Genomic DNA, 26,578 nt, shown 5'->3' with positions numbered 1-26,578 from the left:
CAGCACGATGCTCCTCTGGGGCACTACAATATATCCAGAAGCACCATCCGCGGGTAAAGTCCGGTTTACCGCGATATGGTTTCGAATGTTTCCATCTTTGCGACGATTTCCTCCAGTTCATGGAGGGAAGGCCTTGCGTCGGCAGCAAGACAATATCTGAGCGACGCCTCCCCGAAGCGATGAAAAAGATCCAGATACGGGCCGGGGGGCGTTCCCCATTCGAGGTAATCAAATCCAGGATCGGATGCACGGTTGCGCAACGGATGCAGCACCGCCCAGTTGGCGCTCACCGCAACAGGTAAGCCCCGCGCCCGTTTTTCCTCGATCAATGTGTCCAGCAGGGCAATACGGCTTTCATGTCTTTCGCCGAGCCCAAACAGCAACGCGCAACCGCAAGCTATATCGTTCCGCGACAGGATATCGATTACGTGCCGAAAGCGGTCATGCCAGCTTGCAGTCTTCGATCCGATGTCCTTGCTCATTCCCCCTATTTCTGTGGGATCAAAAGTTTCGACGCCGATGAACAGGTAGCGTAATCCGACTCCCGACAACCGCTTCAGTTGCTCTTCCCGTTTCAGGATCTGGTCTATTGTCAATTGTGCTCCGAATTCCAGCGGAAGGGGCTGTTTCTCGAGCAAATCGCACAAGGCGTCGAGGGCGCGCGGGCTACCGCCCAGCAAGACAGAATCTTCCACAAAAGCACTCGCGCCCTGTCCTGGATGGTCTTCGCCGATGACGCGAGCCGATTCCGCCATCTGCCTGTACAAGCGCTGCGGCGCACGAGCGAGGTCTGAGAGTGACCCGGTGATGCTGCTTCGTTCGCTGCAAAAGTCGCAATCGTAGACGCAGCCCCTTCCGGTGTCGCTGAATACGTGGGCAGTCATCCGACCGCCGAACACACCAAACGACGTCGATACGCCAAAGAGCGGCGCCAGGGGTGGCAGGTCGTTCGGATTAATCGGAAGACCTGCACTGACGATTTCCTCGCCATCGGGCAAGGAGACAATCCAGTCTCCGGCAATGTCTACCGGAAGCTGGCGGAATAATTCCCCGTGATCGCCGCCCGGTCCGCCGCGGGCGACAACCTCGCCAAGTTCGGCGATGAGGTATTCAGCCTCTCCGGAGATTACGGCATCGAAGAGCGGCGGAATATGTCCCTGGCGGATCAATCGCGCTGGAGAGGCGGTATGGTGAAGAACATCGGCAGGCTGGCGCGCACGACTATCCCGGAGATAAATGGTTTCGGTCGGATGCCTTCCGCCAAGTATTATAAGAACATCGTTACCGAGCATTTCGCGGGCTGTCCTGGCACATTCGACTGCGCCGGGCATACACAGGGACATCGCGCCAATCAGAAGAATATTGGGCTTTTCCACTTCGAGGAGGCGAACAAAACAGGGCATATCGTCGAGCGAATACATAAGCATGAAATTCCGTCGTATCCGATGGCGGCCACCTTTTGCCCAGTTGCCCTTCCCCCACGCGCCTTCCCCGGATAGTGCTCTGGAAGCGGCGATGCGGCACGCGTTGAAGAGGCTTGCCGGATCCCGGCTGTTCAACGCCTTGTCACCCTTTCGTCCCCGCACCCAGTCAGGCGCGGCCACGGCAACGACGCGCAGCAAAGCTGGATCTTTTTCCGGATTATCCGATTGAGCGTCCATGGTCCGATGAGTGCCGCTCGAACCGCTCAGCTCCTCGGCTCTCTGGTCCAATGATCTCGTCGCGGGCCTTGGCAGATTGATGGCGTGCAGCATGTCCATGGCTTCTCCCGCCGTCGCAGGGCGGCGGCTTTGTCAGTTCATCTGGATAGGTTGCCCGATAGTGTGGCTGGTCAGAGTCCCGGGAGACCGCCGCGCATGGCGAGTTTCGCTTCCATCCGCTGAAGCGAACTCAGGTCGGCGGTCCACACCCCGACGCCGAGTTTCACCAGACCCGGTTTCGCGGCGGCTATGCGGCGAGGCTTCCATCCGATTCGCGCATAGACGCGTTCCATCGGGAGCTCATAAAGGCCAACGATCCGTTCGATGCCGCAATTTGTACAAAGCTTGTGAAGGCCGATCAGCAGGCGAACAGACGTGGTGCTGTCAGCCGCATGAACGCAAAACTTCGTGCATTCCCACATATTCGGGTCGACAAAATCGACCCGCTCCTCGAAGAAGTCCAGGAACTCTCTCCGGATCATTGTCATGGATGTTGTCGGGAGCAATCTAAGTGAACCCCGAACGACACCCTCCTCATCGAGATCGACCAGATAGGCCGGGTCGCATTCTTCATCGTAATAGTCTGTTTCGAGACCGTCTCGTACGGTGACTGGCCATCGCAGGCGCCGAAGAAAAACCTCGGCCCGACCTCGAAACATCTGATCGAATAGCTCGGGATGCCGTTCCCGATCATGTGCCTTGAGAACTTTCATATGCTGACCTTCCAGTAAGTGGACTGGAAGAGGCCAGAATGTTTCCTCGGTTGCTATCTGGCAAAAGTGACAGATTTGGAGGTTACGATACCTGTCCTATGCTCACGCGCCCGGTGGCGTCTGGCGATCAGCGAAGATCAAACGCCGGAGAATTGCAAAGCTGTAATTGACGTGTAGGACACTCGTAAATATCGGCATTCCCAGCCGCCGCGTCCGCCTGTCAAGGCCAGTGTCCGGTCCGAAGGCCGGGACCCGCTGCCCTCCTGTTTAAAGTCATCATTTCCTGGATTACGCTTCCCACGCCGCTCCCACTCGCGCTTGGTAGACGCATTCGCGTATAGGACGCCGTTATACGCATACGCGTATACATCGAGTTTATACGCAAATCCGTATATGGACAATCAATACGCGTCCGCGTATATTGGTGCTATGGAGGTTTCCATGATCGACCAAATTGCTCGCAACGAAAAGCAACTAGGTGCCATTCTGCGCCGGGTCCGCAAAAAAGCCGGTCTGACACAGGGCGCGCTCGGCGACCATATCCGTCTGCGCCAAGGTACCGTCTCCCGCCTGGAGGCGGGGGAGCCGGCCGTCCAACTGCGCACGCTGATGGCGGCCTTATCCGCTCTCGACCTTGAGCTCGTGGTCCGCACGCGCAGCAAAACGAGCGCTGCCGACATTGAGGATTTGTTCTAATGGCACGCCGTCGTGCGCACGTGCCCCTCAACGTCTTCTTGAACGGTCGCCTCGTGGGAACCCTGCGCCGAGAATCCACCGGCGCGATCGACTTTCAATATGCAGGCGAATGGCTTGCCTGGGAGAACAGTTTCCCGGTTTCGCTCTCTCTGCCTTTGCGCGAGGATCGCTATATCGGCGCGCCGGTCATCAACGTCTTCGACAACCTCCTCCCGGATAGCGACGCTATACGCAAGCGTGTGGCCGAACGTGTCGGCGCGGGCGGCATGGACGCCTACAACTTGCTTGCCGCTCTTGGTCATGACTGCGTTGGTGCACTCCAGTTTCTACCGGACAGCATCAACCCCGGTGCGGCCGGTACAACGGATGGCAATCCCGTCTCGGACGACGAGATTGCCGCCATCGTCAACAACCTCGCCAGCGCCCCTCTCGGGATGGGTAAGGATCAAGATTTTCGCATTTCGATTGCTGGTGCACAGGAAAAGACCGCCTTGCTGCGCAAGGACGGACAATGGTTCAAACCCAATGGCACTACCGCCACCACTCATATCCTCAAGCCGCAAATCGGCCAGCTCCCGAACGGCATTGACCTCTCAAACAGTGTCGAGAATGAGCACTTCTGCGCAAAACTAATGGCCGCGCTCGGGGTACCGACCGCCCATACCGAGATTGCCGATTTCGGCGGGAAACGCACACTGATCGTCGAACGTTTCGATCGGCTTTGGACCACGGGCGGTCGTCTTCTGCGCGTCCCTCAAGAGGATATTTGCCAAGCGCTTTCTGTTCCCCCTTCTCGCAAATATCAGTCCGATGGCGGCCCCGGCATGCGCGACATCATCGAACTCCTGAAGGGGAGCGACACGCCCGAAGACGATATTGCCACCTTTATGCGTGCTTGTATCATCTTCTGGGTGCTCGGGGCCACCGACGGTCACGCAAAAAATTTCAGCATAACGCTTGGCCCCGGCGGGCGCTGTCGCCTAACCCCGCTCTATGACATCCTGACGGCGCAGCCCAGTCTCGATTCCAGACAAATTCAACAGAGAGAATTCAAACTTGCTATGTCTGTTGGCATAAATCGCCACTATCTGGTCGACAGCATCATGCCTCGCCATTTTCTACAAACCGCAGAGCAAGCAGGTGTCGGCCCTTCGCTAATACGCGCGCTCTGCGAAGACATTGCCGCAACTGCGCTCGAAAAGGCGGATGCTGTCATCGCCACTCTACCCAGCACCTTCCCAGATCAACTCGTCGCTTCCGTGAGAGGGGCCGTCGTCAAGCGCGCCCGAATTCTCGCCAACTTCAATGGAGTACAAGCAGGTGCATAACGCGCAGATCTAGGTCGCCCTGCCCGGATAGGGCTCTCCCATTTGGGGCCAGCCGCCTGATTCTTTTATTTGGAATTCTCTCGTGTGTCAGCTCGAAGTCGCAAGCGGGCACTCGTGATCGATTGTGGCGTCATTGGTGATCAGAAGCTTGCCGAAGATCCTGGTTCAGGTCCGGCAGAATGTGAGAGTACGGGGCTTCTTCCAAGACGAAAGCCCGAACCGTCATCTCCGAAACCCAACATCGTTCCGTCGAGTGACCGGAACAATGCCGAAGAGCACCAATTAAATTAGATGTTAACCGGACTTTTGCCAGGTGAGCCAACATTTACTGACAAAGGAAGCTCATATGGAGTGGATTAACAAAATTCTCGCCGTGCCAATCATCAATCTTGTTGCCGGCAATGTGCTCGGTGTGCTGTTAAACTGGCTTTTCGCACCCTCTGAAAGACAGGAATTGATAGCTTCCTTCCGAACAAGAGATACAAACATCCTACAGGCCGGGATAATAGAAAATTCTCGCATACATATCGGCGTGTCAGGCGAAATGAGAAATTGCCCCCCGGACGAAACGAGGAACTGACCCCTCTGTGAAGAGAGGACAGATTGATGGCGCAAGAGATTCCGGCGCAGCCTGCATTGTCAGTGGCAATGCAGGGAGATGAGATGCTTCAAGCGGAAGAAGTCATGGCGATGGTGCAGCTTCATGAGCATGGCTGGGGAGCCAAACGAATAGCGCAAGAGTTGGGCTGCTCTCGCAATACCGTTCGCCGTTACCTTCGTGCAGGCGGCTCGGTTTTATATCAGCAGCCTGTTCGCAAGACGGCTTTTGACGGCTTGGAAGAGTGGCTTCGTGAGCGCTTTTTCCGTCATAATGGCAATGCCGATGTTATCCGTCAGGAACTGGCGAGCGAGCATGGTATCGTTATCGGGCTTCGCTCGGTGGAACTACGTGTACAAGGATGGCGTCGTGAACTAAAGGCTCAGAAGCGGGCGACGGTTCGTTTCGAGACGCCGCCAGGCCGTCAGTTGCAGATCGATTTTGGTCAGACGCGCGTCTGGATCGGCGGCGAGCGTGTTCGGATATATCTGTTTGTGGCAACGCTTGGCTACTCGCGGCGCCTTCATATCCGCGCGTCTCTTCGCGAAGGGCAGACCGACTGGTTTGAAGGTATCGAAGGGGCTTTCGTGCGGTTCGGCGGCGTGCCTTGTGAAGTTCTGCTTGATAACGCACGGGCCCTGGTTGAGCATCATGATGCTGCGACGCGCGAGGTGCGGTTCAATGACCGTTTCCGTGCGTTTGCCCGATACTGGGGCTTCACGCCGCGTGCCTGCGCACCCTATCGCGCCCGCACGAAAGGCAAGGACGAGCGCGGGGTCGGCTACGTAAAAAGGAATGCGGTTGCTGGCCGCCGTTTTGAAAGCTGGGCCGCATTTGAAGCACACCTGGACAGGTGGACACGGGAGATTGCCGACGTTCGTATCCACGGCACGACCGGAGTTGCGCCGATCGAACGTTTTGCGGGGGAAGCTGATGCACTTCGACCTCTGGCTGGCCGGGCACCGTTCGGCCAGTTGCGTGATCTGGTCCGCAAGGTCCAGGCGGATTGCGCCATCGATCTGGACACCAATAGTTATTCGGTTCCCTGGCGCCTGATCGGTGAAAGCGTTCAGGTTGTCGTGCAGGCTGGACGTGTGATTGTTCGCCATGCCGGCCAGATCGTCGCCGATCATGCCCAATGTCGGGGCCGGCGGCAACGGATCGTGGAGCGGGAACATTTTGCGGGCGTTGCCGGCGCGCAAGGGGCTGTGCGAACAGAAAGTTTTGACCAGATTGATCCGCCGGCCGCCCTTTTACGGCCGCTCGCCGAATATGAAGCTGTCGCGGGAGGAGGATGGTGATGACGAATGTTGATCACGACATGCTCATCGCGACGCTCGATCGGCTGAAACTGACGGCCATTCGCGACCAGCTCGATACCTTGCTCGATGAAGCGGCCCGTTCAAAGATGACGCTGCGCGAGGCTCTGGCCTTTCTGGTATCGCGGGAGATCGCCCGCCGCGATGAGCGGCGCATCTCCATGTCGAGCAAAATGGCGCAGTTCCCCTTCGTTCGGGAGCTGGATGGCTTCGACTTCGAGGCCCAGCCTTCCCTGGATCAGGGGCAGATCAGGGAACTGGCAACCTGCCGGTGGATCGCCCATGGCGACACGGTTTTATTCCTTGGCCCGCCCGGAACGGGCAAGACGCATCTGGCGGTCAGCCTGGGTCGTGAAGCCATCCGGCAAAATTATAATGTTCATTTTGTCACTGCTGCCACTCTGGTTGCGATGCTGGCAAAGGCTCACAGCGATGGCGTGCTCGACAAACAGTTGACGATCCTGTCACGTCCGAAGCTTCTGATCATCGATGAGCTCGGCTATTTGCCTTTCGAAGCTAATGCCGCGCACCTGTTCTTCCAACTGGTGTCCAGACGCTACGAGAAGGGTTCGATCCTGATCACGTCGAACCGTTCGGTGGGGGAATGGGGCAGTGTCTTCGGCGATCCGGTTGTCGCCACGGCGATATTAGATCGCCTGCTTCACCACTCGACGGTGATCACCATTCGCGGCGACAGCTACCGTCTTCGCGAAAAGCGCCGGTCCGGTCTTCTGCAGAAGACCGGACCGGCGCTCGAAACCAACGAAACCACTAAACAATGAAGGGGGGCAGTTCCTCAATGCGGCAAGGGGGGCAATTCTTCGATTCGCTTGACACGGCGGGGATACTCATATCAATGTCCAAGCTGGTCAGAGGCAGAGTGGTGACCTGGATCCGAGGGAAGTTCTTGGCTTTTGTATGGTTGCCGTCGTAGTCACGTGCCTTGTGTACGTGTTTTTCGGGTCTGCCGTCACCAATGCGACGAAGTTTCTTGCCTGGACCGTGTTCGGATTCTCGGTAATGTTTGCCGCTCGCCGCGTTGCAAGCCAGCAGTCCCTCAAGCCGAGAGAGATATGGGCATCATCTTTGCCGATCGCCGTGTCTGTTTCGCAGCTATTGCTAGCCGAAAAAGCAGAACGTTTCCTGCGCGCCTATGATTCAATGCCACGGCGAAACCTGCAAGACCTGAAACGATATTGGACTTATGATCAACTCGCCTGGGTGACTCTACAGGGAGTTGGACTTATGGCCGCTCTGGGAGCGTTGATTCTTGTGTTTGGTTTCGTCCTCAAGCACTCACAGTTGAAGAATCCTGCAGACCCGAAACCCAGTGTAATGACGAATGTCCGCATATTGGCAATGAGCGGTCTTGCCTGGTTTCTAATCAGCGGACACGCCTTCAGCACTTTGAAACGCTTTGTTCCATTTTGAACGGAAAAGCATGAGGAGGAATACGCCTGTCGGAAAGCAACGCCGACCTGTTAGGCGCTTTAGCAGGCCGGTGAATGTCGCTAGAAGTCCAATCCCCGTTCAGCGCCTCCCGACAAGTAGAAAGCGGGCAGTGGCTGTATCATGTGCCAATCACAGATTTCTCGACCCGCAGTCTAGCGGGTTGCCCGCACCTCGTTATAAGTTTTCGCGAGACGGAACGCACCGTCTTGGGGCGTTAGAACCCCTGAACACAGTGGCTGATGTCGGCCGAAACGACATCGGATCCTCTGGCTTTTTGCCGGGGGCCTGCGATGTATGTCCAGGCGCTCCGGTGCTAAAGGTCGCAGGGCCCGACTGTGTTCGGTGTTCTAAACCCCGGGCTGGGGTCAAAGGATTATTGCCAGCGGCGTTAGCGGGCCGCGGCTCTTTTTTGAAAGTACAGCAGGATGGATGATGATCATTTGCCGTTTGACGGAGAGGTGGAACTGAGGCCAGTCATTGGTCTGACGAGGGTGTTGGGAATGGAAGACCTCGAATCGCTTACGGTCGACGCGCTTGTCGAACATCGGAAACTGGCTGCAAAGGCTGAAGCGCTCTTCGGCGATCTGCCGGAAGAACAACGGAACGGCAGTTCCCCGGACGGCCCCGCCTATCTCGGATACGTCAAGGCGATGATTGCCATGCACGCACAAATGACTGCGCTTTCGAGCCTGCTTGGTGTCCTGGGCTATGTTCCAGCCGTCCCCGAACCTTGAGCGGTCCTATTCTTATATGAGGCGGCGACGTACCGCCAGGGCAGTCAATTGAGCGATATTATAGACACCAAACCTCTTTTTCGCTTTCTCCAGACTTATCCGCACCGTATTGTATTTCACGCCCTCGATTGCAGCGATCTCGGGCATAGTTTTCCCCGCTTCAATCCATCGAAGATAGCGCGCCTCTTTGGGAGTGAATGTTGTCGATCCCTCTGCGGTCGGCTGCGTATTTGTAAACACTATTCGAGCGTGGAGCTGCCCCACCGCGGCGGCGGCTGCAACCGCATCTATATCGATGTCGACCGAAACGCGAGGTTTGTCGCAAGCCAACGTGAACATCGACATTGAGCCGTTTGGCGTGCGCACTGGTACCGAAATTCCGGAACGGATTCCAAAATCAGATGATGCGGCGTACATTTGGGACTGCGCTTTCGTGAGTGATGCCCGATCATCCTCCCAAGACCAGGTGAATGCACGCCGTAGCGATTTAGCTTTGTGAACGACAGGATCAATCGTTTTGTAATTGTTATCGAAGTAGGTTCGCTGCCACTGGATATCATAATTTGAAAGAGCGTAGGTATGTCCAGCACCTGCGTGAAAGAATGCGAACAGGCCATACCCAAATTCCTCCGAAAGCGCCTCCAGTACTTCGGTCAGGCTGCTTTTGGTTAACCCGATAGCGGTAATATCTGTCAGTTTATCCAGCCAGTAATTCATTTGCCCTCTCCCCATCGCAAGTCACAGCCTGTTAATTTCAGGCCTCCAGCTACTGCCTCCCTCGGCTTGAACCGCGCCAGATTGCCAAAGCTGGAAAATATCCCGCCGATGGACGTACAAGCAAGCACTTTTGAAGACTAACGACGATGGAAAAGAGTCTAATCGCCCGAGAAACCCAATAGTGTTTCCAGGCGATATGATAGTGCAAGCAAGGATTCGGCAGAGGTGTCAGTTCCGGTATAGCGCTGTTCTTCCTCCCGGTTCGCGCTATCTTTACGTTCTCTGCTTCTCCTTGTTAGCGATACACTCCGGGAAAGATAATATCCTGATCGACCAGAACATTGAACTTGTAGCCCGGGCGGATTGCAAGAGTCGGCTGCACATCCATATTGCGCTGGATTGTCCGGTCGGCCAGCCGACCGAACGTTTCAGCGAAGCTTCTTCGCGCTGCATCCTCGGCGCTGCTGGCCGATCCGAAGGCATTGCGATCATGCGGAATTGCCATATCGGTTCCGGCCCCAATGACTGCTGTCAGGATCGCGGAGCCGAAGATCTGAAGCCACTTGCGGTCAATCTTGTCGTTGAAGCCGCTATAGCCTTCCGCGTCGGTCCCGGCCATGCCCCCAATTTGCAACGTGGATCCATTCGGAAAAATGAGATCGGTCCACACGACGAGGACGCGGGACTGGCCAAAAGAGACCTTACTGTCATATCGGCCGAGCAGCCGGGTTCCCTGCGGGATGAGCAGGTGATGACCGGTCGCGCTGTCGAAGACGTGCTGGCTGACCTGTGCGGTGATGCGGCCGGGAAGGTCCGAGTTAATACCGGTGATCAGTGTGGCGGGAATGACCGAGCCGCGTTTCAGCTCGTAGGGCGATTGCGGAGGAACCACGCCGTTCGGCAGATAGCCGAGCTTCCTGATGTCGGAATTGAAGAACTCCTCCTTCGCCATCTGGGCATTCGGATCGGCGTTTTGGCTACTGAGCCCCGCGCGAAGGGCGGCCGCATAAAGTTCAGACGTCGCGCCTGTCGATGAGCTGACCGTGTTCAAGCCTTCTCCCTTTCGGAACGGGTCACCGCTTTCCCCTGCCCGCGATTCCAGTTTACTTCGATCAATGGCCAAAGGCGCATCGCGAGCTGCATTGTCTGCCTGCAGGCGTGCCATCTGCTGGCGATGACGTTCCCGAATATATTGTTCCCGATACTCGCGTTCAAGGCGGGCTCGCCAGACTTCTTCCGACTCTGGATCCGACTGCACCTCCTGGTAAGGTATGGGCTGCGGCGTGAACGGATTGGCGACCGTCTCCTCCTTCATTTCGATCGGGGACGGCTGGGAGGTCTGCGTTTGCTGCGGCTCACCGATGATCCCGTCCGAAACGCCACGCTTGATCTGGTCGGCGAAGGTCGAGGCGGAGTTGCCGGGGCTGGAGTCCGGTACGGGATCGCTCAGGAACAGCGCCCTCCGGCTCATCAACCCGAAGAATACGATAGCAAGCACAATGACCGCACCTACGATCGCAGCGATGATTGGCAGACGGTTGATCCGCCTGATGCCGGAGCCCGCTTCCCCGTTTACGGCTCCGCCGAGCTTGAGCGATTGCACCATTGCCTGCGTCCTCTCCTAGCTGCGCTGCATGACGGACAGGGCGCTTGCCGGCTGCGCCCCGGACGCGGTCACGATAAATGCGCGCCCGAGTTCAAAACGGTTTGTTTAAAGCCGAGCGAGCACTTGTCCCTCGAACGCGATCACCGCATAGGCCAGTTGCACGATGGCCGCTTCGTCCGTCTTCTGGTCAGTTACGACTGCATAACCCTTGCCCTTGAGCGCGTCCTCGAGCGCCTGGCCGAAAGGCGAAATGTCCTGCTTCAGGGAAACGGTCGCCGTTCCGGGACCGATCTGCTCGGCAAGGCGGCTTACCAGGTCGCCGGCGATAGCGCTCGCGGCCTGCTCCGGGATTCCCGACGGCGCTTTGCTCGTGGCAAGCCCCTCGTTACTCACCGTCTGGCATCCGGAAAGCACGAAGGCGACGGCCGACGATACGGCCAGGCCTTGTAGGGAGCGAAAGGGAAAGCCTCGCATCACCGTCCTCCCCTTTTGATCGTCACCTTCTCCTGCTTCCAGCCGACGCCCGAGACGAGCACCGCGCGATCAATCTGATAGTCGACTACCATCATGTCGCCCTTCGTACGATAGTTGACGATCCGGTTTTGCCCGCCGGAGGTGATGAAGAGCACCGGCGCATCCTGTCCGGAAACCGAGCGCGGAAACTGGATGTAGGTTTTCAGTCCGTCGGAATATACCCGTGTCGGCCGCCAGCCGGCTCTGCCTGACACCGAATAGGAAAAGTCCAATTGCTCGGCTGGCACCCCGGCTCCGGGGATGGCGCTTGCCTCGAGCCGGGCATTGATGTCAGCGAGTCTGGCCGACACGTCCTCCGGATAATCGAATCCCACGCGAGCCATATATTGGCTTGCGTGGGACTTGAGCTGTATATGATAGGTGCGCCGCGATGTGGTCACCACCATCGAGGTTACCAGGCCCGGCTCCGACGGCTTGACGATCAGGTGGATCGCCTGGCCACCGGCCGCCCCCGATGTCGCCGGCTCCACCTTCCACCGGACTGTGTCACCGACGAGCACGTCACGAACGACCTCGCCTCCCTGAAGCTCAATGTCGCAGACCTGCAGAGGTGAGCAGACGACCGACGGCTGCACCTCGCCAAAAAGAAAGTTCACCTTGCCGTCGGCTCCCTTGGTCACGAGACCACGCGATCCGCGCCACTGGCCGGAGATGCCCATGCCCTTTGCCTCATTGGCGGTGACGCCGTCGGCCGCAACGGCATCGAGGGGTGCAAGGACGAAGAACGCCAGCGCCGCTGATATGATGGCACCGGCAGTCAGCATGGCCGAATAATACTCAAGTCGGATATTCATGTTCGGGCCATGCCTTTCAAAGCTGCGCTGTCCAGTCGAAATCGCGGAGATAAAGACCGATGGGATTGAGACGGATGACACCCTCGTCCTGCGGCGGCGTGAGGGTTACGGTGGCGATGCCGCGGAAACGGCGGACGGCGGTCTCCTTGCCGCGGCGGTCGCGCTCGAATTCGGTCCAGTCGACCTGATAGGACTGGTTCGACAGAGCAACGATGTTGTTGACCTCGACGGCAACCGTTGCAGTCTTCGCCTTCTCGAAGGGAGAATTGGAACGGAACCAAGCGTTGACCTTCTCGGTCGCGGGATCCGCGGTCCTGAGCAGGCCGTAGGTCCGGTCGATATATTGCTTCTGGACGACGGCGTCCGGCGTCACGCTTCGGAAATTCGAGACGAAGCTGGCGATCGTGGCGCGCACCACACGCGGGTCCGCATATTCGATCTGTTGTGGGAAGCCGGCACTGGAGGCCGTGCCGAGCTTGTCGACCTCGACGATATAAGGAACGAGCTTCACCTGCGTGCTTTGATAAAGCGCATAGCCGAAGCCGATTACCGCCATGACCATGCCGGTGACGCCGACGATGCGCCAGGCTGCGGCGGCTTTCACATAAGAGCCATAGCGCTCGTTCCACTCGTTGCGCGCCGCGAGATAGGGATTGACGACAGGGGGACCATCCGGCGAGTTGCGTCCGGCCATGGGCGATCATCCTCCAGCTATTTGTTTTCGTTGATGGGCGGTGGTGGCTGTGGCGGCGCCGGTCGGTCCGGCTGACGCTTCTGGTCGAGCTTGGCATTGGCAAGTCCGAGCAGCGATCCGGCGTAAGCTCCGGGGGAGGCGATCGCCTTCTCCTTTGCCGCCGATCCGGCAGCCCACCCTGCACTACCAATCCCCGATGCCATGCCTCGCAAAGCGGCTCCGGCCATGGAGGATCCCCCTGCCCTTGCCGAGCTTGCCGTCTGGGCGCCTTTCATCGCGGCACCCGCACCGAGGAAAGCGCCGCCGGTCGCGAATGTTGCTGCCTGGTCGCCATGACGGATCGCTTCCATACCTCCGGCAATCGAAGCGCCCTGTACCACCCCTTGGAGGATCGGTGGAACATACATGGCTATCACGAAGATCACGACCGAAACGCCGGCGATTGCGAGGGTGGTTATGAACTGCTCGCGGGTGGCCGTAGGCGCCTCCGCCAGGCCTAACAGGATGTCTGAGCCTATCCTGGCAATCATCACCAGCGCCATCAGCTTCATGCCGACGGAGAAGGCATAGACCAGATATCTGATCGCGAAATCCTTGGTGAAAGACGAGCCGCCAAGACCGAGCATGATCATCCCGGCGAGCAGGCCAACATACATCTCCACCATAACGGCGACGAAAATCGCGGCAACCAGCGAAAAGGAGATGACGACCACGACCATTGCGAAGACCGCGGCGATCGCCAGTGAATTGTCTTCCCACAGTCCGAACTTCGCCTGTTCGGACATCGTGGCCGCGACGCGAATGCCGGCGTCGAAGATGTTGGCGGGCGATGCCGAACCGTCGCCAGCTCCGATCCGATAGAGGCTGTCGACCACGGCCCTGGCGAAGGACGGTCCCTGGTCGAGGATGAAGGCGAAGAGGCCGATGAACATGATGCGCCGGACAAGTTCGGCGAACCAGCTATCGAGCGAGGCGGCGTTGATCGCCAGCCACACGGCGGCAATCCCGATTTCGATACCGGCAAGAATCCAGAACAGCGACCGCGCCGCATTCATCACCGTTGTCTCCCAGCCTTTTGCAGCCGTGACGACGGAGTTTTCCAGTGTGGTCAAGACTGAACCCTGTTGGGCAAGTGCCGGTGCTGTTGCCAACAAGATGAGGGCGATAGAAATGAACGCGAGCTCCAGCTTCCGGGAGGGACGGACGACTACCATCGCGGTTTCATCTCCTGCCCGCCACGGATGTCGCGGTCCGGATCGCCACTGAAAAACTTTTCGCGGTAATCGCGCACTTCGGTTTCGGAAGCGGGCCGCCTGGCGGCCACGCCTGAACCAGCCACGGAGCCCGGACCCGAGTGAACCACGTTCGAGGTGGCGATGCCGGCACTGAGCGCCACCATCCCTGCAAACACGAGCACGATAATCAGATGAGGACTCACCAGCGGGGCTCCATGGTCTGGCCGCCGCGAATGTCACGCTCAGTTGCACTGAAGAACTGTTCGCGTCGCGCCTGTGCGAGATCCTTTTGCGCCTGCTCGGACTGGAACCACGTGCCCATCATGGTCATCTGCTGCGAGACGAGACCCCGCAGTTTCTGCATTTGAGCGACTTGCTGGGCGGCGATCTGATGCCCAACCTGCAGCGCCTTCATTTGTCCGTCGGCGGATTCCGACATCGAGCGCAGCGACGCCATCGTGCTCTCCTCGCTGGAGAACTGGTCAGCGGTTAGGTTTGCGGCTTTCAGCGTGCCGGCGATCGTGTCGCGATTGGTATCCGACCAGGTTTGATATGTCGTGGAAAAACTGGTTCCATCAGGCAGATTGCTCTTCATTTCGGAAAAGCTCTGGAAGCGTTGCCTGAGCACGTCATCGACATTGCCCATCGAGAAGGCAACGCCCTGTCCCTGCGCGACCACGTTCTGAAGGATCTTCAGGTCGTTTTCGACCTGGCCCCAGATATGACCGGGCAACCGTGCTGTGTTCTGCAGCATGTTCTTGTAGATATTCAATTGGTTCTGGATCTGCTCGGCCAGCTGGGATATCTGGGTGATCTGGTTGTTCACCTGCTCCGCGGATTTGCCAACCAGTGAGATGAGCTCGGCATTGTTGGCAAGCTGCGTCCACTCGGTTGCCTGGCCGGTAACGCCGCCGGCATTGGCAGGAACCGATAGTTTGGCAGAGAGCATAGCGGCCATGATAACGGTGGCTCGCGCCACCTTAACTGGCCGGGAAAAGCTTTTCGGCATGGGCGATCCCCCTTTGTTGCAACCAGTGTAGGGGCCAGGCGCCCCCATGTTCGGAATACAGGGCGCGAATGCGCTTCAAATCTTCCTTGCCGGACGCCCCGACGAAGGAGAGCGCGACGGGACCGAGCGCCATGTCGAAGAGTCTTCGACCCATCGCCGACACAACGTAGTAGTCTCGTTTGGGCATTGCGGTCGCGACGATCTCGATCTGCCGCTCATTGAAGCCTATGCGCTCATAGAACTCCCTCGTTCCCGGCTCCCGCGCAGCACCATTGGGCAGGCAGATTTTCGTCGGGCAGGATTCCTTCAGCACATCGATGATGCCTGAGCGTTCGGCGTCCGAGATCGACTGGGTAGCAAGCACAACGGCGCAATTGGCCTTACGCAACACCTTCAGCCATTCGCGGATCTTGTCGCGAAATACCGGGTGGCCGAGCATCAGCCAGGCCTCGTCGAGAATGATCAGGCTGGGTGCGCCGGTCAGGCGCTTTTCGATGCGACGGAAGAGGTAGGTGAGGACGGGCACGAGATTGCGCTCGCCCATGTTCATCAGTTCCTCGATCTCGAAGCACTGAAAGGCGCTGAGCGCTAGACCGTCCTCCTCGGCATCGAGCAGTTGCCCCATTGGACCGTCGACGGTGTAGTGGTGCAGCGCATCCTTGATCTCGCGCATCTGCACACCTGAGACAAAGTCTGAAAGCGAGCGGCCGCGCGAGGCACCCAACAGTGCGATCTGGCGGGAAATGGCGTTGCGGTGATCGGGTGTGACCGTGACGCCTTGCAGAACCATCAGCATCTCGATCCATTCCGATGCCCATGCCCGGTCGCCCTCGCTGGCAAGCTCCGCCAGCGGGCAGAAGGCGAGCCACCTTCCCTTTTCTGCTTCAGACCCGTCGCCTCCGATTTCGTAATGGTCCCCGCCAATGGCAAGCGTCAGCGGTTGCATCGAGCGCCCTTTGTCAAAGGCGAATACCTGTGCCTTCGCATAGCGTCTGAATTGTGCGGCGATCAGTGCAAGCAGCGTCGACTTGCCTGAACCGGTCGGGCCGAAGACGAGTGTGTGACCAACATCGTCGACATGAAGGTTCAAGCGAAATGGCGTCGAACCGCTCGCCACTTGCATCAGCGGTGGCGATCCGGCGGGATAGAATGGACAGGGTGCCACCGCATTTCCCGACCAGACCGAGTTGAGCGGAATGAGATCCGCGAGATTGCGCGTATTGATAAGTGGCTCACGGATATTGGCATAGGAGACGCCCGGCAGACTGCCGAGGAAGGCGTCGGTCGCATTCAGCGTCTCGATGCGCGCGCCAAACCCCTCCGCCTGGATTATCCGGCGCACCGCCTCGCATTTTTCCCGAAGGCGAGCCTGCTGCGCGTCGAAAATCACGATGACAGGCGTGTAGTAGCCATAGGCAACGAGTTGCGACGACGCTTCTGCGATCGCGTCCTCGGTCTCGGCAACCATCATCATGGCGTCCTGGTCGACTGAGCGGCTTTGCGTCTGGAAGAGCTGATCGAAGAAGGGCCTGACTTTCTGCTGCCATTTCTTGCGGGTGCGTTCCAGCTTTGCCCTCGCCTCCTCGGCATCGAGGAAGACGAAACGCGATGACCAGCGATAGGTGAGCGGCATGAGGTCGAGCGCGTTTAGGATCCCTGGCCAGCTTTCCGCCGGCAGGCCGTCGATCGCCACGACGCCCAGGAAGCGGTTCTCGACCAGCGGCGTCAACCCGTGCTGTAGCTCGGCCGTCACCAGCCAGTCGAGATACATCGGGATATCGGGAAGACGGACCGGGTGGTTTTCGCCGGTGATGCAGAAGCGGATGAACTGGAACAGTTCGTCATAGCGGGCGATGCGGAAGCCGCCGCGCTCTTGCGCCTCGCGTGTCATCATCCGGCGGATCGACACAACGTTCGCGAGATATTGCTCGACCTCGCGGACCGAGGTCAGGAAGCTTTCGAGCGCCTTGTCGGCGTAAGTGGCCGAACGACTGGCCGTGTCCGAATAGAGATAGCGGGTCAGTCCCGAGCGCCGCGGCTCCGGCGGCCGCCATGTCAGGATCAGTGCGTGCCGGCTCTCGAAATGGCCCTTCTCCTCCTGGAAATGCGCTCGCCGTTCGGCATCGATCGCTCGTGTGACTGCATCGGGGAAGTGGCAATCGTTCTCGGCTGGATAATCGCCGGTCGGAATCCGGACGGCCTCGACCTGGATCATCCAGCCCGTGCCGAGCCGGGACAGGATCGCGTTGATCTGCCGCGACACCTCGTTGCGCTCGGCGTCGGTCGAGCTCTCGCTGTCCGGTCCAGCGAAATACCAGCCGGCCATCAGCGAGCCGTCCTTGAGCAGGACCACGCCGTTATCGACCAGGCCAGCATAGGGCACCAGATCGGCAAACGACGGTCCTGAATGGCGGAAAGATTTGAGGGCGACCATCCCGAACGCTCAGAACCTGCGCCAAGGCGACGATGTCGCCCGATAGAATGTCTTGTAAGAGATGTGCCGGATATAGACCCGGCGCATGAAAGGATCGGCCTTTGCCATCATGCGCAATGCTCCGACCGCGATCAGCCAGATCGCGATACCGAAGAGTGCCGCGTACCAGGTCAGCACTACGAAGATGAGGATTACGGCGGCAAGCGCGGTCAACAAAACGAGCTCGCGGTCGGCGCCCATCAGCAGGTTCGGCCGGGACAGAGCCCTATGGACGCGCGAACGGGACAACCTTGAATCGGCTTCAGCCATGATGCCCCTCCTGTTTCGTATGAAGCGGCGCCGTTGGCTCAAAAATATCAGGAGCCGATTGCAATTCCGGTTCGCCGATGCTGGCGCCAGTCGCACCGAAGAGGGCGACGATCTGCGTGGCACCGAGCAAAACCCCACCGACGAGCGCGACGTAACAAAGCCTTCTTGCGAAATCATTGAGCTCGCCGCCGAAGATCAGCATGGCGCCGGCAATTGCGACGGCTGCCAGCGCGATGAACCCAGCCACTGGACCGGTAATGGATTGCTGGATTTGCTGAAGTGGGGTTTCCCACGGCAGTCCCCCACCTCCGGACGAAGCAAATGTGGGTTCTGCAAGGGCAATCGTAAAAAGAAGGGTCAGGGCGCTGGCAGTCAGAACCGGGTATCGTTCAATGGGCATGGTTTTCCCCCTCGTGTTGCGCGCAATGTTGCGTCTGGTAGTGAGAACCGTTGTGTCCTTCCACGTGTATGATTTCACGGACGCGTCTTCCGCGGTTGGTCCGTTCTATCGACACAACAAGATCCACTGACTCACCGATGACCTCTCGCATGGGCTGTTGACTGACCTCTCCAACAAGCTGCTCTAACCGACGTAGCGCTGATTTGGCGGTGTTTGAATGAACCGTTGTTACACCGCCCGGATGGCCGGTGTTCCAGCTCTTCAGGAGCGTCAGCGCGGCCCCGTCGCGTACCTCGCCGACGATAATCCGGTCGGGGCGCAAACGCATGGTGCTCTTGAGCAGGCGAGCCATATCCACGTTGTCGCTCGTACGAAGGAAAAGCGCGTTTTCGGCAGCGCATTGAATCTCGGCTGTGTCCTCAAGGACCACAATCCGATCACGTGGAGCGGTCTCGATAATCTCGGCGATAACAGCGTTGGCAAGAGTTGTCTTGCCCGATCCGGTTCCCCCCGAGACAACGATGTTGAGTCTATCACGGGCCGCATTCCTCAAGAGACCGGCTTGTGTCGACGTCATTACATTCGTTCGAACGTAGTCCTCGAGCCTGATAAGTCGCGATGCACGACGCCGGACCGTAAAGGCTGGCGCAACGACAACCGGCGGCAACAATCCCTCGAAACGATGTCCGCCAATCGGTAGTTCGCCCGATATGATAGGCCTATCCCTATCGGCTTCAGACCGCAGGGCATGGGCAACGCTTCCGATAATGATCTCTGCCGAAAGGGCGGACATTGTGCCCGCTGGCGCGACGCCATGTCCGAGACGTTCGATGAATAACCGGCCGTCCGGATTACACATAATCTCGACAACGGCAGGATCATCCAATGCAGCGCAAATTGTGTGGCCCAAAGCCTCCTGCAGCTTGCGGATCAGCCGGACCTGAGAATGCAGCTGGCTCATTAGCGATATCCGAAGACAGAGGTTTTCCCAGGGCATACAAGTCTCGTCGCACAATGGATGGTGACAGCTATGGTCGGCGTTGCGGCTTCACAATTCATGGATAGTTTTCCTCCCCGGATAATCCTGAAGTAGAAAGCGCAGTGCCGTGTCTGGCTAGGTGCAGATTTGCACCTGTCTTGATATCAAGTTGAATCTAGCCTCCTCCTGGCGTCGAAAGCAGAAATGGCTTTCCAGGAAACGTGACGATAAACGTCGACGTGAGGGGCCCGGCTGATTTTCAGCTCTCGGGGCTTGCTATAAGAGCAAGGGCAAATAGCGCTTCAAAGCGTATGCAAGTCTGGTTGAGCCGGGGTCAATTCCATCGCTTCCCGCCCTTTCGAAATTGAAGAGCAGAGCCAGCGGTCGATTCATAATATGGAAAATGTGGCCATGAAGGGCCATTGGTTGTTGCGGGTCGAAAGCCCTTATTGGACTGTCGCTTTTGGCAGTTTCTGCAATCTGGAATGTTGCCGGGCATTATTTATCGAGGCGCGGTGCTTGGAACCGCGTTGCGAAATAATTCCTTTCGATCCGGACCAACTGATATGCTTGGCTGTTCCGGGATTCCCTCGAGCCAGATTGGCGCAGACGGGCCAAACGGTAATCTCAGTTTCCTGAATCCTCCTGTTTGGCACTCAGCCTGTCGTGGAGAAGAAGCTTTAGTCGAGTATTTTCTGCTTCCAACTCGGCGAGTTCCTCGGGGGTCACCTGTTCCTCCACAGTTTGTTGCTTTCTGCGAGGAGAGCGCTTGTGAGGGGATGCCGGAAGAACGGAGATTGCAGCATTTTCGTCCATTGCTCCCGGTTTGCGGAAACTGACCATGAGTGGATGGTTCCTGAAAAGCTGTGGTTTCCGGAACCGCAACCGGCGGCGGTGAATTTTTGCGACCGGTCGGGACAAGAGCCTTGTTACCGGTTCTACGAGAACTCTTCGTCAAAACCTTACCGGTAACTCGTTTTTTCAGCTCTTGGTCGGCTCGGCCGATGCCGCTTCTTGCAAGGCCTTCTCCGTTAGAAGTTTCATCAACCCGGGCTCGCGCCTGTTCTGCCGGTTTCCTGGCTTTCGTCGGTTGGCCCGCGGTTTTTGATATTCTCGCTCTGGATTGCTTTGGAAGTTTTGGGAACGTGGATGTTAAGGTCGAAGGCTCATTGATCTCCTGATCGGTCTGTTCCTCTCGACCTGACGACGTCTCAAGCGTTTTCGGTTCGTCGCTGTGGTCCGCCTTTTGCACATCTGCATATTGCGGATTTCCCCTGGAGGCTTTTTCATTAAAGCCTGTCGACCTGACTTCGATCGATTCTGTTGGCACTTGATCGGGCTGCTCTGCGTGCCCGGAATCCGGTATTGCATCTGGCACCGCATCTTCCTTGCGTGTTCGCCAGTTCTTCAATCCCGCGACGAGACGCACACCCCATGATTTCATCGTCTGTCCTCCTCTCCCTACCGAGTCCAACAGGACCTAAAACTGGATCGCGTTGTCGAGGATAAACTGATCATGCCTGTGTGGCCAGAATGCAAGACTATCCTCGGTGAGTGGTCATGGAAGCAGGCATCCAGATGGATGCTGGCCTCGCTAAAGCCGATTCAACCTTTACTTAAAATCGAGCGCTGCTCGGCCCGTTTGAGCATCGCATTCAGATTTTCGTTCTCAGCGCGGAGTTTTGCCATCAGTTCGCGCTTGAGAGAAACGTTTTCGTGTTCAAGGATCGATAGTTCAGCAATAATATCCGTTGTCTCAATGAGACGTGTTGCCGTTTTCCCATTCTGCGGCATACGCTTTTTCACGCCCCGCCGATTAGTAGTAATTTTCTGCCCGACGACAGATTCTTCGGTGATTTTCGACTTTGGTGTCGGATCAGGTTTGATCATTACCCGTTCTGCGTCCAAAGCATTGATGGCAAAATCCCTCGGGCGTCCTTCAGCGCCTCTTTTGTCACAATTTGCGGTACAATTTGTGGCTCTTCGAGCGCAACCTTATTGTCATCTGGTCCAGGCAGACCAGCGTCAGCTCGCATATGCACGGGAGTTTGCATTGCACCTGCTTCGACTTCCCGCGCAATAGACTTCAAATCAAGGTTGCCCCACAGGGAGACACTCCCCTTGCGGGCACGTTTGTTTCTATATTCAACGACGACGTTGCGGATTGGGTTCTTCATCCGAGAATAACTATCTCTGGAAAATGACAAAAGGACGTGCAGTAAATCTATACCGCTACGTATAGATTTCGCTTCGGGATTTCAACGTCCGGCACAGCGGATTATTGTTACAACGTTTTCCAGAGATGCCTTTCATCGCTCAAATGAAGTTCCGGATCTTATTTCCACATTAAACAATGATCTATATAGTCTGCGGCCGAGCCAATCCCGATTAGCAAAACAGGAGAAACTCCACGTGGCTGATGAACTAAATACAGAAACAAATCCAGCTGTAGCGGAAACCAAAGCGGCTGAACCTGTCAGCGAAAAACCAAAGACGCGCGCACCGCGAAAGAAAGGGGCGGAAAAATCAAAAAGAACCGAGACGGCCTCTGCTTCAATGGAAACCAAATCTGGTACGAGATCCACCAGGACTGCGAAGACTGCAGCAAAGGCTGAACCGGTTTCAGTTTCACCGGCAGCACGCAAGCGAACCACGTACACGCCGGCTCAACGCGCATCGATCTTCGCTTCCATCGAAAAAGCAACAAAAGGCGGTAAGACCACTCTCAAGGCAGCATTGCAGCAGGCTGGGGTGAGCGAGCAGACCTACTACAACTGGAAGAACTCTGCGGCAAAAACAGATTCCGGATCATCCCCACTGTCATCCGGCGATGATCTCGCCACCCTCGTCGCGCTTGAAGCAGAGAACCTCAAACTGCGCCAGGAACTTGCCGTAATGCTGCGTGCAGAGAACGAAGAACTGCGTAGACGTCTCGGACTAGCCTGAGACCAGGAATGCGTAGCAACTACGCCAGGCTTCCGCCAACAGGTGACATTCCCGGCGAAGGTCTCCTGTTGGCCTTTTCATCCAGATCCGGAGCTTCTCTCGCTCCAGATCTTACGCCTCGAACTTCACGCCGATATATGTCATATGTCGGAACAGACGGTACCTTGAGCGATAAAGCATACCTTTGGTCGGCCAATGCTCAACTTACTTAAATAGCCAGTGAGTCGAGGTTCCCAGGCTGGGTGTCGTTTATCAATTTATAATACTGCCAGGAGAGACGCGCGTTATGAAGCGGACAATATCTTAGCATTTGATCGCGGAGGATTCCGTGACGCAAACCAGCGCTATATATTTCCTGAATTACGCGATCACATCAGGCACCGCTAAGTTCCCGTTTCAACATGCACTGCCTTGGTTAGGCGGCGCTTTTGTACTCTTCCAGTGCCCGTTTTTAGCGTGGTGCCGAAGGCACTTAAGTCTACGGATTTTATCTCCACAACTTAAAAAAACTTGGGCCGAAAACATGCGTCATTATACTTTTTCTTGAGCATGTCCCACTTTTAGTTACTGGATTTCACACTTACTTTTCAGTCACCGATGGACCCGGTTCGCCGTTGGGCAAATTCTCCGACATTTTGTGGTACATCCAGAATGTTCCCCTCAGAGTTGGCTCGGTTTGTTTGAACAGTTTCGGGCGTCTCGTTAAGTGGATTTCCGCCTCGATTATGCCGCCACCATCATCGGTGCCGGCGCGTTGAAGTAAGCCTGATCCGGCGTCTGCCGGTCAAGAGATGAATGTGGACGTCGAGTATTGTAAAAGTTCAGATAACGACCGATCCCCGCGCGGGCCTCGGACACGGTCTTGTAGGCGTGGAGGTAGACCTCTTCGTATTTGATCGACCACCAAAGCCGTTCGACGAAGACATTGTCCCGCCACGCGCCCTTGCCGTCCATCGAGATCGCAATCTCAGCTTTCTTCAGCACCGCCGTGAAGTCGATGGATGTGAACTGCGATCCCTGGTCGGTGTTGAATATGTCCGGCTTTCCATAGCGAGCCAGCGCTTCCTCGACCGCTTCGATACAGAAGTCCGCCTCCATCGTGATCGATAATCGCCACGACAGAACGCGACGGCTGAACCAGTCCACGACGGCGCAGAGATAGACAAATCCGCGAGCCATCGGAAGTGGAGGGCACCGCCGTCGGGTGCGGCGGAAGTTGCCACCATTCTTGGCAAGCCCGTTTACACCGCCTGACCTTGCCCCGTTGAAGTAATCCATTTTGAAGTAAGCTCTGGCCCATTGAGAGGACCAGAGAATGAAGCGCAACCGTTTTACGGACGAACAGATTATCGGCATTCTGAAGGAGCACGAGGCGGGCACGCCGGTGTCGGAGCTTTGCCGCAAGCACGGCGTCAGTGATGCCAGCATCTATAAATGGAAAGCGAAGTTTGGCGGCATGGACGTGTCGGAAGCCAAGCGGCTGAAGACGCTGGAGGACGAGAACACGAAGCTGAAACGGCTCCTGGCAGACGCCATGCTCGACAACGCCGCTTTGAAAGACCTTTTGGGAAAGAAGTGGTGACGCCCGCAGCAAGGCGGAAGGCTGTTGCTCATCTGATGGATCGCCACCAGATGAGCGAACGGCGGGCGTGTAAAGCCATCGGCTTTTGCCGGATGACGATCCGTTACGAAACCAGGCGCTTCGACGACCATGACCTTCGCGAGCGGATGAAGGCGCTGGCGCATGAACGCCGCCGTTTCGGATATCGACGCCTTCATGTGCTGCTCAGGCGTGAGGGTCACCTTGTGAACCACAAGCGGCTCTTCCGGCTTTATCGGGAAGAGAAGCTGACGGTGCGCAATCGCGGCGGTCGGAAACGAGCAATCGGCACACGCGCACCGATGTTGATCCCGCTTGCCGCCAATGATCGCTGGTCACTGGACTTCGTGTCGGATCAGCTCACTGATGGTCGCAGGTTCCGGGTGCTGACCATGGTCGACGATTGCACCAGGGAATGCCTGGGCCTCGTCGCTGATACGTCACTTTCCGGCCTGCGGGTTGCGCGTGAGCTGGATCGGATCATCGAGGAGCGCGGCAAGCCGAAGATGATCGTCAGCGACAATGGCAGCGAATTCACCAGCAATGCGATCCTGCAGTGGACGGACCGGGCTAAGGTGGACTGGCACTACATCGCGCCGGGTAAGCCGATCCAGAACGCCTTCATCGAAAGCTTCAATGGGCGGCTGCGAGACGAGTTTCTGAATGAAACGCTCTTCTCATCACTGACCCACACTCGATCAGCACTTTCAAACTGGCGCAGCGATTACAACGATCATCGACCGCATTCCGGCCTCGGCTGGCTGACACCTGCCGAGTTCGCTCAGACAATCAACCCGCGACGTGATGCGGTGCTGCGCAGCCGGGATGGCTCCGCACCGCAACCCGCCGCTACCGCCTCGAATACAGCAACCCAAAACCGCTGGAGCGAACTCAAAACTGGATAAAACTTGGGGGCAAGGTCACGACGACAACATGCCGGCGGTTGCTGCCAGCGAATTCCCCATCGCTTTTGGCGACTTCAGCCGCTCCTACCTGATCGTCGACCGCATCGGCATCCGGTTGCTGCGTGATCCGTTCACCTCCAAGCCCAACGTCCTGTTCTACACGACCAAGCGTGTCGGCGGTGGCATCGTGAACTTCGAAGCCCTGAAGCTGCTGAAGATCAGCACCTGATTATCGGCGTGATCCAGCGGCAGGCGGCCATCACACTGTCAAAGGACGGTCACCCGCTTCTAATCCCATTCATCGAAAGGACTTTTGTCATGAAGGACGGTATCTCCGGCCTCGGCCTCGTTGCATCTCTGGTTCCCGCCGTGGTCACGGCCACCACCAAGGGCAGCCATGCCGATCTGCAGGGCGTCAACTCCGCTACCCTGATCATCAATACCGGCGCGATTGCCGGCGATGGCCTCTTCGTCGTCGCCATCCAGGAGAGCAACACGACCACGGATGGCGATTTTGTCGATGTGGCAGCCGGCGATCTGCTTGGAACCCTGCCGGCAGAGCTTGCGGCCAACACGGTCTACAAGCAGGGCTACAAGGGCACGAAGCGCTATATCCGCGCCGTCATCACCAAGACCTCCGGCACGTCGATTGCCGCCGGTGCGGTTTTTGCGCTCGGCCATCCCCACGACGCGCCAATCGCCTGACATCATTGAAGCGATCAGCCCATCACTCGCCCGAACGGCTGGTCGCTTTTCTTTATTATATGGATCGCAAAACGTGCCCGCACCCGTTCGCACAGTCGCCCCGGTCAACATGCCGGTGTCGCTGGCCGAGGCTAAAGCCCATCTGCGTGTCGAACACGACGACCAGGACGACCTGATCACTGCCCAGATCAGGGCCGCGACCGCATGCCTCGACGGTTATGCCGGCATTCTCGGCCGGGCGCTGGTGACGCAAACCTGGCGGCAGGATTTTGTCGGCTTTGCCGATCACCTGGCTTTGCCAATATCGCCGGTAATTGCCATTGCCAGCATCAGCTATTTCGATGTCGGCAATGTGCAGCAGACGCTGGATGCCGGCGTCTACGATCTGCTTGCTGACGCGCGCGGCGCTTATATCACCCTGCGGCCGGGACAATCCTGGCCGGCCACCTTCCGTCGCGCTGACGCTGTCTCCGTCACCTTTACCGCCGGTTATGACGCGGCGGCCGATGTGCCCGAGCCCATCCGCCAGGCCATCCTGCTGATCGTCCAGCGCCTGTTCGATGGCGCTGACACCGAGATCGACGTCTCCATCGAGCGCACCGTTCATGCCTTGATCGCGCCCTACCGAAAAATTCCGCTCTGATGGCCAGGATCACCGCCAATGCCCTGCGCGACCGCGTCAGCCTCGAAAAGCGCGAGGAAGTCGATGACGGCTACGGCAACACCTACGGCCGTGGGTCCCACAGTTCGAGCGCGATGCCTGCATCCTTCCATCGAAAGGCGGCGAGACCGTCATCGCCTCGCGCCTGCAAAGCGTCCAGCCAGCCCTGATCATCGTGCGCTACGATGCCGAAACCGCAACCATCAACGCCGCCTGGCGGCTGATCGAGACACGTTCAGGCACCGTCTACAACATTCGCACCGCCGCCGACATGGAGCGGCGCGGCCGCTTCATCACCATGCTGTGCGAATCCGGCGTGGCGACCTGACGCGCGCATTGTGTCATCGCTCGGCAATCTCGCGAAAGGATCATCATCATGACCACCAACGTGCTCTCCGGCGCGGCGATCCCGGCTGCACCAGACAAGTATCATGTCTATCGTCCGTTGCTCGATCTGATCGGCTTTGCCGAGGGCACGGACAGGAAGCGTGGCTATAACGAGACGCTGGC

29 protein-coding genes and 3 pseudogenes are annotated in these 26,578 nt (G+C 57.6%); 14 read left to right on the top strand and 18 right to left on the bottom strand.

The window, feature by feature from the left end; all coding sequences use genetic code 11:
• Positions 1-65 precede the first annotated feature (65 nt).
• Positions 66-1,661 (bottom strand): B12-binding domain/radical SAM domain-containing protein, encoded by a 1,596-nt coding sequence (locus MKS82_RS01100; protein ID WP_112672694.1) that lies wholly within the window; start codon positions 1,659-1,661, stop codon positions 66-68.
• A gap of 170 nt (positions 1,662-1,831) precedes the next feature.
• On the bottom strand, positions 1,832-2,413 hold the full coding sequence (locus MKS82_RS01095; protein WP_196107419.1) for an acyl-homoserine-lactone synthase: 582 nt from the start codon (positions 2,411-2,413) through the stop codon (positions 1,832-1,834).
• A 441-nt stretch (positions 2,414-2,854) separates the two neighbouring features.
• Here MKS82_RS01095 and MKS82_RS01090 point away from each other — a divergent pair, with 441 nt between their 5' ends.
• The 6 genes from MKS82_RS01090 (at position 2,855) to MKS82_RS01065 (ending at position 8,540) form a co-directional block, all read left to right on the top strand.
• Positions 2,855-3,109, top strand: a complete 255-nt coding sequence (locus MKS82_RS01090; protein ID WP_021586758.1) for a helix-turn-helix domain-containing protein — start codon at positions 2,855-2,857, stop codon at positions 3,107-3,109.
• On the top strand, positions 3,109-4,437 hold the full coding sequence (locus MKS82_RS01085) for a type II toxin-antitoxin system HipA family toxin (RefSeq protein WP_196107420.1): 1,329 nt from the start codon (positions 3,109-3,111) through the stop codon (positions 4,435-4,437). The genes MKS82_RS01090 and MKS82_RS01085 overlap by 1 nt, the downstream gene beginning before the upstream one ends.
• A 606-nt stretch (positions 4,438-5,043) precedes the next feature.
• A complete protein-coding gene (gene istA, locus MKS82_RS01080) occupies positions 5,044-6,336 on the top strand; it encodes an IS21 family transposase (RefSeq protein WP_196107743.1) in 1,293 nt (430 codons plus the stop codon).
• Positions 6,336-7,136, top strand: a complete 801-nt coding sequence (gene istB, locus MKS82_RS01075; RefSeq protein WP_196107742.1) for an IS21-like element helper ATPase IstB — start codon at positions 6,336-6,338, stop codon at positions 7,134-7,136. The genes istA and istB overlap by 1 nt, the downstream gene beginning before the upstream one ends.
• A gap of 238 nt (positions 7,137-7,374) precedes the next feature.
• Entirely contained in the window at positions 7,375-7,785 is a 411-nt protein-coding gene (locus MKS82_RS01070; protein WP_240578255.1) for a hypothetical protein, read from the top strand.
• 446 nt (positions 7,786-8,231) lie between these two features.
• Complete coding sequence (locus MKS82_RS01065; protein WP_196108463.1) at positions 8,232-8,540, top strand: transcriptional repressor TraM; 309 nt, start codon at positions 8,232-8,234, stop codon at positions 8,538-8,540.
• 12 nt (positions 8,541-8,552) lie between these two features.
• Here MKS82_RS01065 and traR read toward each other — a convergent pair whose 3' ends face one another.
• The 15 genes and pseudogenes from traR to MKS82_RS00990 form a co-directional block, all read right to left on the bottom strand.
• Positions 8,553-9,257, bottom strand: a complete 705-nt coding sequence (gene traR, locus MKS82_RS01060; RefSeq protein ID WP_021586754.1) for an autoinducer-binding transcriptional regulator TraR — start codon at positions 9,255-9,257, stop codon at positions 8,553-8,555.
• 295 nt (positions 9,258-9,552) lie between these two features.
• Positions 9,553-10,863 carry an IncP-type conjugal transfer protein TrbI gene (gene trbI, locus MKS82_RS01055; protein WP_021586753.1) on the bottom strand — a complete coding sequence of 437 codons (1,311 nt, stop codon included), beginning with the start codon at positions 10,861-10,863 and terminating at the stop codon, positions 9,553-9,555.
• Positions 10,864-10,878: 15 nt separating this feature from the next.
• Positions 10,879-11,337: pseudogene (gene trbH, locus MKS82_RS01050) on the bottom strand (conjugal transfer protein TrbH).
• Positions 11,337-12,191, bottom strand: coding sequence for a P-type conjugative transfer protein TrbG (trbG, locus tag MKS82_RS01045; protein WP_112672682.1), 855 nt, complete (start codon positions 12,189-12,191; stop codon positions 11,337-11,339). Before trbG ends, trbH begins: the two are co-directional and overlap by 1 nt.
• A 16-nt stretch (positions 12,192-12,207) precedes the next feature.
• Complete coding sequence (locus MKS82_RS01040) at positions 12,208-12,885, bottom strand: conjugal transfer protein TrbF (RefSeq protein ID WP_021586750.1); 678 nt, start codon at positions 12,883-12,885, stop codon at positions 12,208-12,210.
• Positions 12,886-12,902: 17 nt separating this feature from the next.
• A complete protein-coding gene (gene trbL, locus MKS82_RS01035) occupies positions 12,903-14,099 on the bottom strand; it encodes a P-type conjugative transfer protein TrbL (RefSeq protein WP_196108464.1) in 1,197 nt (398 codons plus the stop codon).
• Positions 14,093-14,323, bottom strand: coding sequence for an entry exclusion protein TrbK (gene trbK, locus MKS82_RS01030; protein ID WP_021586748.1), 231 nt, complete (start codon positions 14,321-14,323; stop codon positions 14,093-14,095). The genes trbL and trbK overlap by 7 nt, the downstream gene beginning before the upstream one ends.
• Positions 14,320-15,129: a P-type conjugative transfer protein TrbJ gene (gene trbJ / locus MKS82_RS01025; protein WP_031346730.1), complete on the bottom strand. Its 810-nt coding sequence runs from the start codon at positions 15,127-15,129 to the stop codon at positions 14,320-14,322. The genes trbK and trbJ overlap by 4 nt, the downstream gene beginning before the upstream one ends.
• Positions 15,101-17,563, bottom strand: a complete 2,463-nt coding sequence (locus MKS82_RS01020) for a conjugal transfer protein TrbE (RefSeq protein WP_112672686.1) — start codon at positions 17,561-17,563, stop codon at positions 15,101-15,103. Before MKS82_RS01020 ends, trbJ begins: the two co-directional genes overlap by 29 nt.
• A gap of 9 nt (positions 17,564-17,572) precedes the next feature.
• A complete protein-coding gene (locus MKS82_RS01015; protein WP_021586745.1) occupies positions 17,573-17,872 on the bottom strand; it encodes a conjugal transfer protein TrbD in 300 nt (99 codons plus the stop codon).
• Complete coding sequence (trbC, locus tag MKS82_RS01010; RefSeq protein ID WP_196108465.1) at positions 17,865-18,272, bottom strand: conjugal transfer pilin TrbC; 408 nt, start codon at positions 18,270-18,272, stop codon at positions 17,865-17,867. Before trbC ends, MKS82_RS01015 begins: the two co-directional genes overlap by 8 nt.
• Positions 18,262-19,233: a P-type conjugative transfer ATPase TrbB gene (trbB, locus tag MKS82_RS01005; RefSeq protein ID WP_196108466.1), complete on the bottom strand. Its 972-nt coding sequence runs from the start codon at positions 19,231-19,233 to the stop codon at positions 18,262-18,264. Before trbB ends, trbC begins: the two co-directional genes overlap by 11 nt.
• A gap of 520 nt (positions 19,234-19,753) precedes the next feature.
• Positions 19,754-20,695: a hypothetical protein gene (locus tag MKS82_RS01000; protein WP_196108467.1), complete on the bottom strand. Its 942-nt coding sequence runs from the start codon at positions 20,693-20,695 to the stop codon at positions 19,754-19,756.
• Positions 20,696-20,856: 161 nt separating this feature from the next.
• Entirely contained in the window at positions 20,857-21,141 is a 285-nt protein-coding gene (locus MKS82_RS00995; protein WP_196108468.1) for a hypothetical protein, read from the bottom strand.
• The gene (locus MKS82_RS00990) at positions 21,141-21,428 is read right to left on the bottom strand and encodes a hypothetical protein (protein WP_196108498.1); all 288 of its coding nucleotides are present in this window, start codon (positions 21,426-21,428) and stop codon (positions 21,141-21,143) included. Before MKS82_RS00990 ends, MKS82_RS00995 begins: the two co-directional genes overlap by 1 nt.
• Positions 21,429-21,807: 379 nt before the next feature.
• On the opposite strand from MKS82_RS00990, the gene MKS82_RS00985 reads away from it, so the two are divergent.
• Positions 21,808-22,197 carry a transposase gene (locus tag MKS82_RS00985; RefSeq protein ID WP_240578253.1) on the top strand — a complete coding sequence of 130 codons (390 nt, stop codon included), beginning with the start codon at positions 21,808-21,810 and terminating at the stop codon, positions 22,195-22,197.
• Positions 22,198-22,920: 723 nt separating this feature from the next.
• Here MKS82_RS00985 and MKS82_RS00980 read toward each other — a convergent pair.
• Positions 22,921-23,382 (bottom strand): annotated as a pseudogene (locus MKS82_RS00980) (transposase); the annotation flags it as partial.
• A 130-nt stretch (positions 23,383-23,512) separates the two neighbouring features.
• Here MKS82_RS00980 and MKS82_RS00975 point away from each other — a divergent pair.
• The 7 genes and pseudogenes from MKS82_RS00975 to MKS82_RS00945 all read left to right on the top strand — a co-directional run.
• A pseudogene (locus MKS82_RS00975) lies at positions 23,513-23,665 on the top strand (transposase); the annotation flags it as partial.
• Entirely contained in the window at positions 23,632-24,702 is a 1,071-nt protein-coding gene (locus MKS82_RS00970; RefSeq protein ID WP_240578252.1) for an IS3 family transposase, read from the top strand. The pseudogene MKS82_RS00975 and the gene MKS82_RS00970, both read left to right, overlap by 34 nt.
• Positions 24,703-24,730: 28 nt before the next feature.
• On the top strand, positions 24,731-24,931 hold the full coding sequence (locus MKS82_RS00965; RefSeq protein ID WP_445558049.1) for a phage major capsid protein: 201 nt from the start codon (positions 24,731-24,733) through the stop codon (positions 24,929-24,931).
• 89 nt (positions 24,932-25,020) lie between these two features.
• Positions 25,021-25,407, top strand: coding sequence for a hypothetical protein (locus tag MKS82_RS00960; RefSeq protein ID WP_196108471.1), 387 nt, complete (start codon positions 25,021-25,023; stop codon positions 25,405-25,407).
• 73 nt (positions 25,408-25,480) lie between these two features.
• Complete coding sequence (locus MKS82_RS00955; protein WP_240578251.1) at positions 25,481-26,050, top strand: head-tail connector protein; 570 nt, start codon at positions 25,481-25,483, stop codon at positions 26,048-26,050.
• Positions 26,050-26,238: a hypothetical protein gene (locus MKS82_RS00950; RefSeq protein ID WP_240578250.1), complete on the top strand. Its 189-nt coding sequence runs from the start codon at positions 26,050-26,052 to the stop codon at positions 26,236-26,238. The genes MKS82_RS00955 and MKS82_RS00950 overlap by 1 nt, the downstream gene beginning before the upstream one ends.
• Entirely contained in the window at positions 26,172-26,396 is a 225-nt protein-coding gene (locus MKS82_RS00945) for a phage head closure protein (protein ID WP_240578281.1), read from the top strand. Before MKS82_RS00950 ends, MKS82_RS00945 begins: the two co-directional genes overlap by 67 nt.
• Positions 26,397-26,578 lie beyond the last annotated feature (182 nt).

The organism is Ochrobactrum sp. A-1 (assembly GCF_022488005.1).
Classification (GTDB): Bacteria; Pseudomonadota; Alphaproteobacteria; order Rhizobiales; family Rhizobiaceae; genus Brucella.
This window is presented reverse-complemented; position numbering and strand designations above follow the sequence as displayed.

Coding starts and splice junctions, on each gene's coding strand:
- MKS82_RS00990 (WP_196108498.1), bottom strand. CDS start 21,428: ATGAAGAACCCAATCCGCAACGTCGTCGTTGAATATAGAAACAAACGT.
- MKS82_RS01100 (WP_112672694.1), bottom strand. CDS start 1,661: ATGGACGCTCAATCGGATAATCCGGAAAAAGATCCAGCTTTGCTGCGC.
- trbI (WP_021586753.1), bottom strand. CDS start 10,863: ATGGTGCAATCGCTCAAGCTCGGCGGAGCCGTAAACGGGGAAGCGGGC.
- trbC (WP_196108465.1), bottom strand. CDS start 18,272: ATGCCCATTGAACGATACCCGGTTCTGACTGCCAGCGCCCTGACCCTT.
- MKS82_RS01090 (WP_021586758.1), top strand. CDS start 2,855: ATGATCGACCAAATTGCTCGCAACGAAAAGCAACTAGGTGCCATTCTG.
- MKS82_RS01015 (WP_021586745.1), bottom strand. CDS start 17,872: ATGGCTGAAGCCGATTCAAGGTTGTCCCGTTCGCGCGTCCATAGGGCT.
- istB (WP_196107742.1), top strand. CDS start 6,336: ATGACGAATGTTGATCACGACATGCTCATCGCGACGCTCGATCGGCTG.
- MKS82_RS00950 (WP_240578250.1), top strand. CDS start 26,050: ATGGCCAGGATCACCGCCAATGCCCTGCGCGACCGCGTCAGCCTCGAA.
- traR (WP_021586754.1), bottom strand. CDS start 9,257: ATGAATTACTGGCTGGATAAACTGACAGATATTACCGCTATCGGGTTA.
- MKS82_RS01020 (WP_112672686.1), bottom strand. CDS start 17,563: ATGGTCGCCCTCAAATCTTTCCGCCATTCAGGACCGTCGTTTGCCGAT.
- MKS82_RS00960 (WP_196108471.1), top strand. CDS start 25,021: ATGAAGGACGGTATCTCCGGCCTCGGCCTCGTTGCATCTCTGGTTCCC.
- istA (WP_196107743.1), top strand. CDS start 5,044: ATGGCGCAAGAGATTCCGGCGCAGCCTGCATTGTCAGTGGCAATGCAG.
- trbB (WP_196108466.1), bottom strand. CDS start 19,233: ATGAGCCAGCTGCATTCTCAGGTCCGGCTGATCCGCAAGCTGCAGGAG.
- MKS82_RS01085 (WP_196107420.1), top strand. CDS start 3,109: ATGGCACGCCGTCGTGCGCACGTGCCCCTCAACGTCTTCTTGAACGGT.
- MKS82_RS00995 (WP_196108468.1), bottom strand. CDS start 21,141: ATGATCAAACCTGATCCGACACCAAAGTCGAAAATCACCGAAGAATCT.
- MKS82_RS00965 (WP_445558049.1), top strand. CDS start 24,731: ATGCCGGCGGTTGCTGCCAGCGAATTCCCCATCGCTTTTGGCGACTTC.
- MKS82_RS01070 (WP_240578255.1), top strand. CDS start 7,375: ATGTTTGCCGCTCGCCGCGTTGCAAGCCAGCAGTCCCTCAAGCCGAGA.
- trbJ (WP_031346730.1), bottom strand. CDS start 15,129: ATGCCGAAAAGCTTTTCCCGGCCAGTTAAGGTGGCGCGAGCCACCGTT.
- trbG (WP_112672682.1), bottom strand. CDS start 12,191: ATGAATATCCGACTTGAGTATTATTCGGCCATGCTGACTGCCGGTGCC.
- MKS82_RS00970 (WP_240578252.1), top strand. CDS start 23,632: ATGGAAAGCGAAGTTTGGCGGCATGGACGTGTCGGAAGCCAAGCGGCT.
- MKS82_RS00985 (WP_240578253.1), top strand. CDS start 21,808: ATGGAAACCAAATCTGGTACGAGATCCACCAGGACTGCGAAGACTGCA.
- MKS82_RS01040 (WP_021586750.1), bottom strand. CDS start 12,885: ATGGCCGGACGCAACTCGCCGGATGGTCCCCCTGTCGTCAATCCCTAT.
- MKS82_RS01095 (WP_196107419.1), bottom strand. CDS start 2,413: ATGAAAGTTCTCAAGGCACATGATCGGGAACGGCATCCCGAGCTATTC.
- MKS82_RS01000 (WP_196108467.1), bottom strand. CDS start 20,695: ATGAAATCATGGGGTGTGCGTCTCGTCGCGGGATTGAAGAACTGGCGA.
- trbL (WP_196108464.1), bottom strand. CDS start 14,099: ATGGTAGTCGTCCGTCCCTCCCGGAAGCTGGAGCTCGCGTTCATTTCT.
- MKS82_RS01065 (WP_196108463.1), top strand. CDS start 8,232: ATGGATGATGATCATTTGCCGTTTGACGGAGAGGTGGAACTGAGGCCA.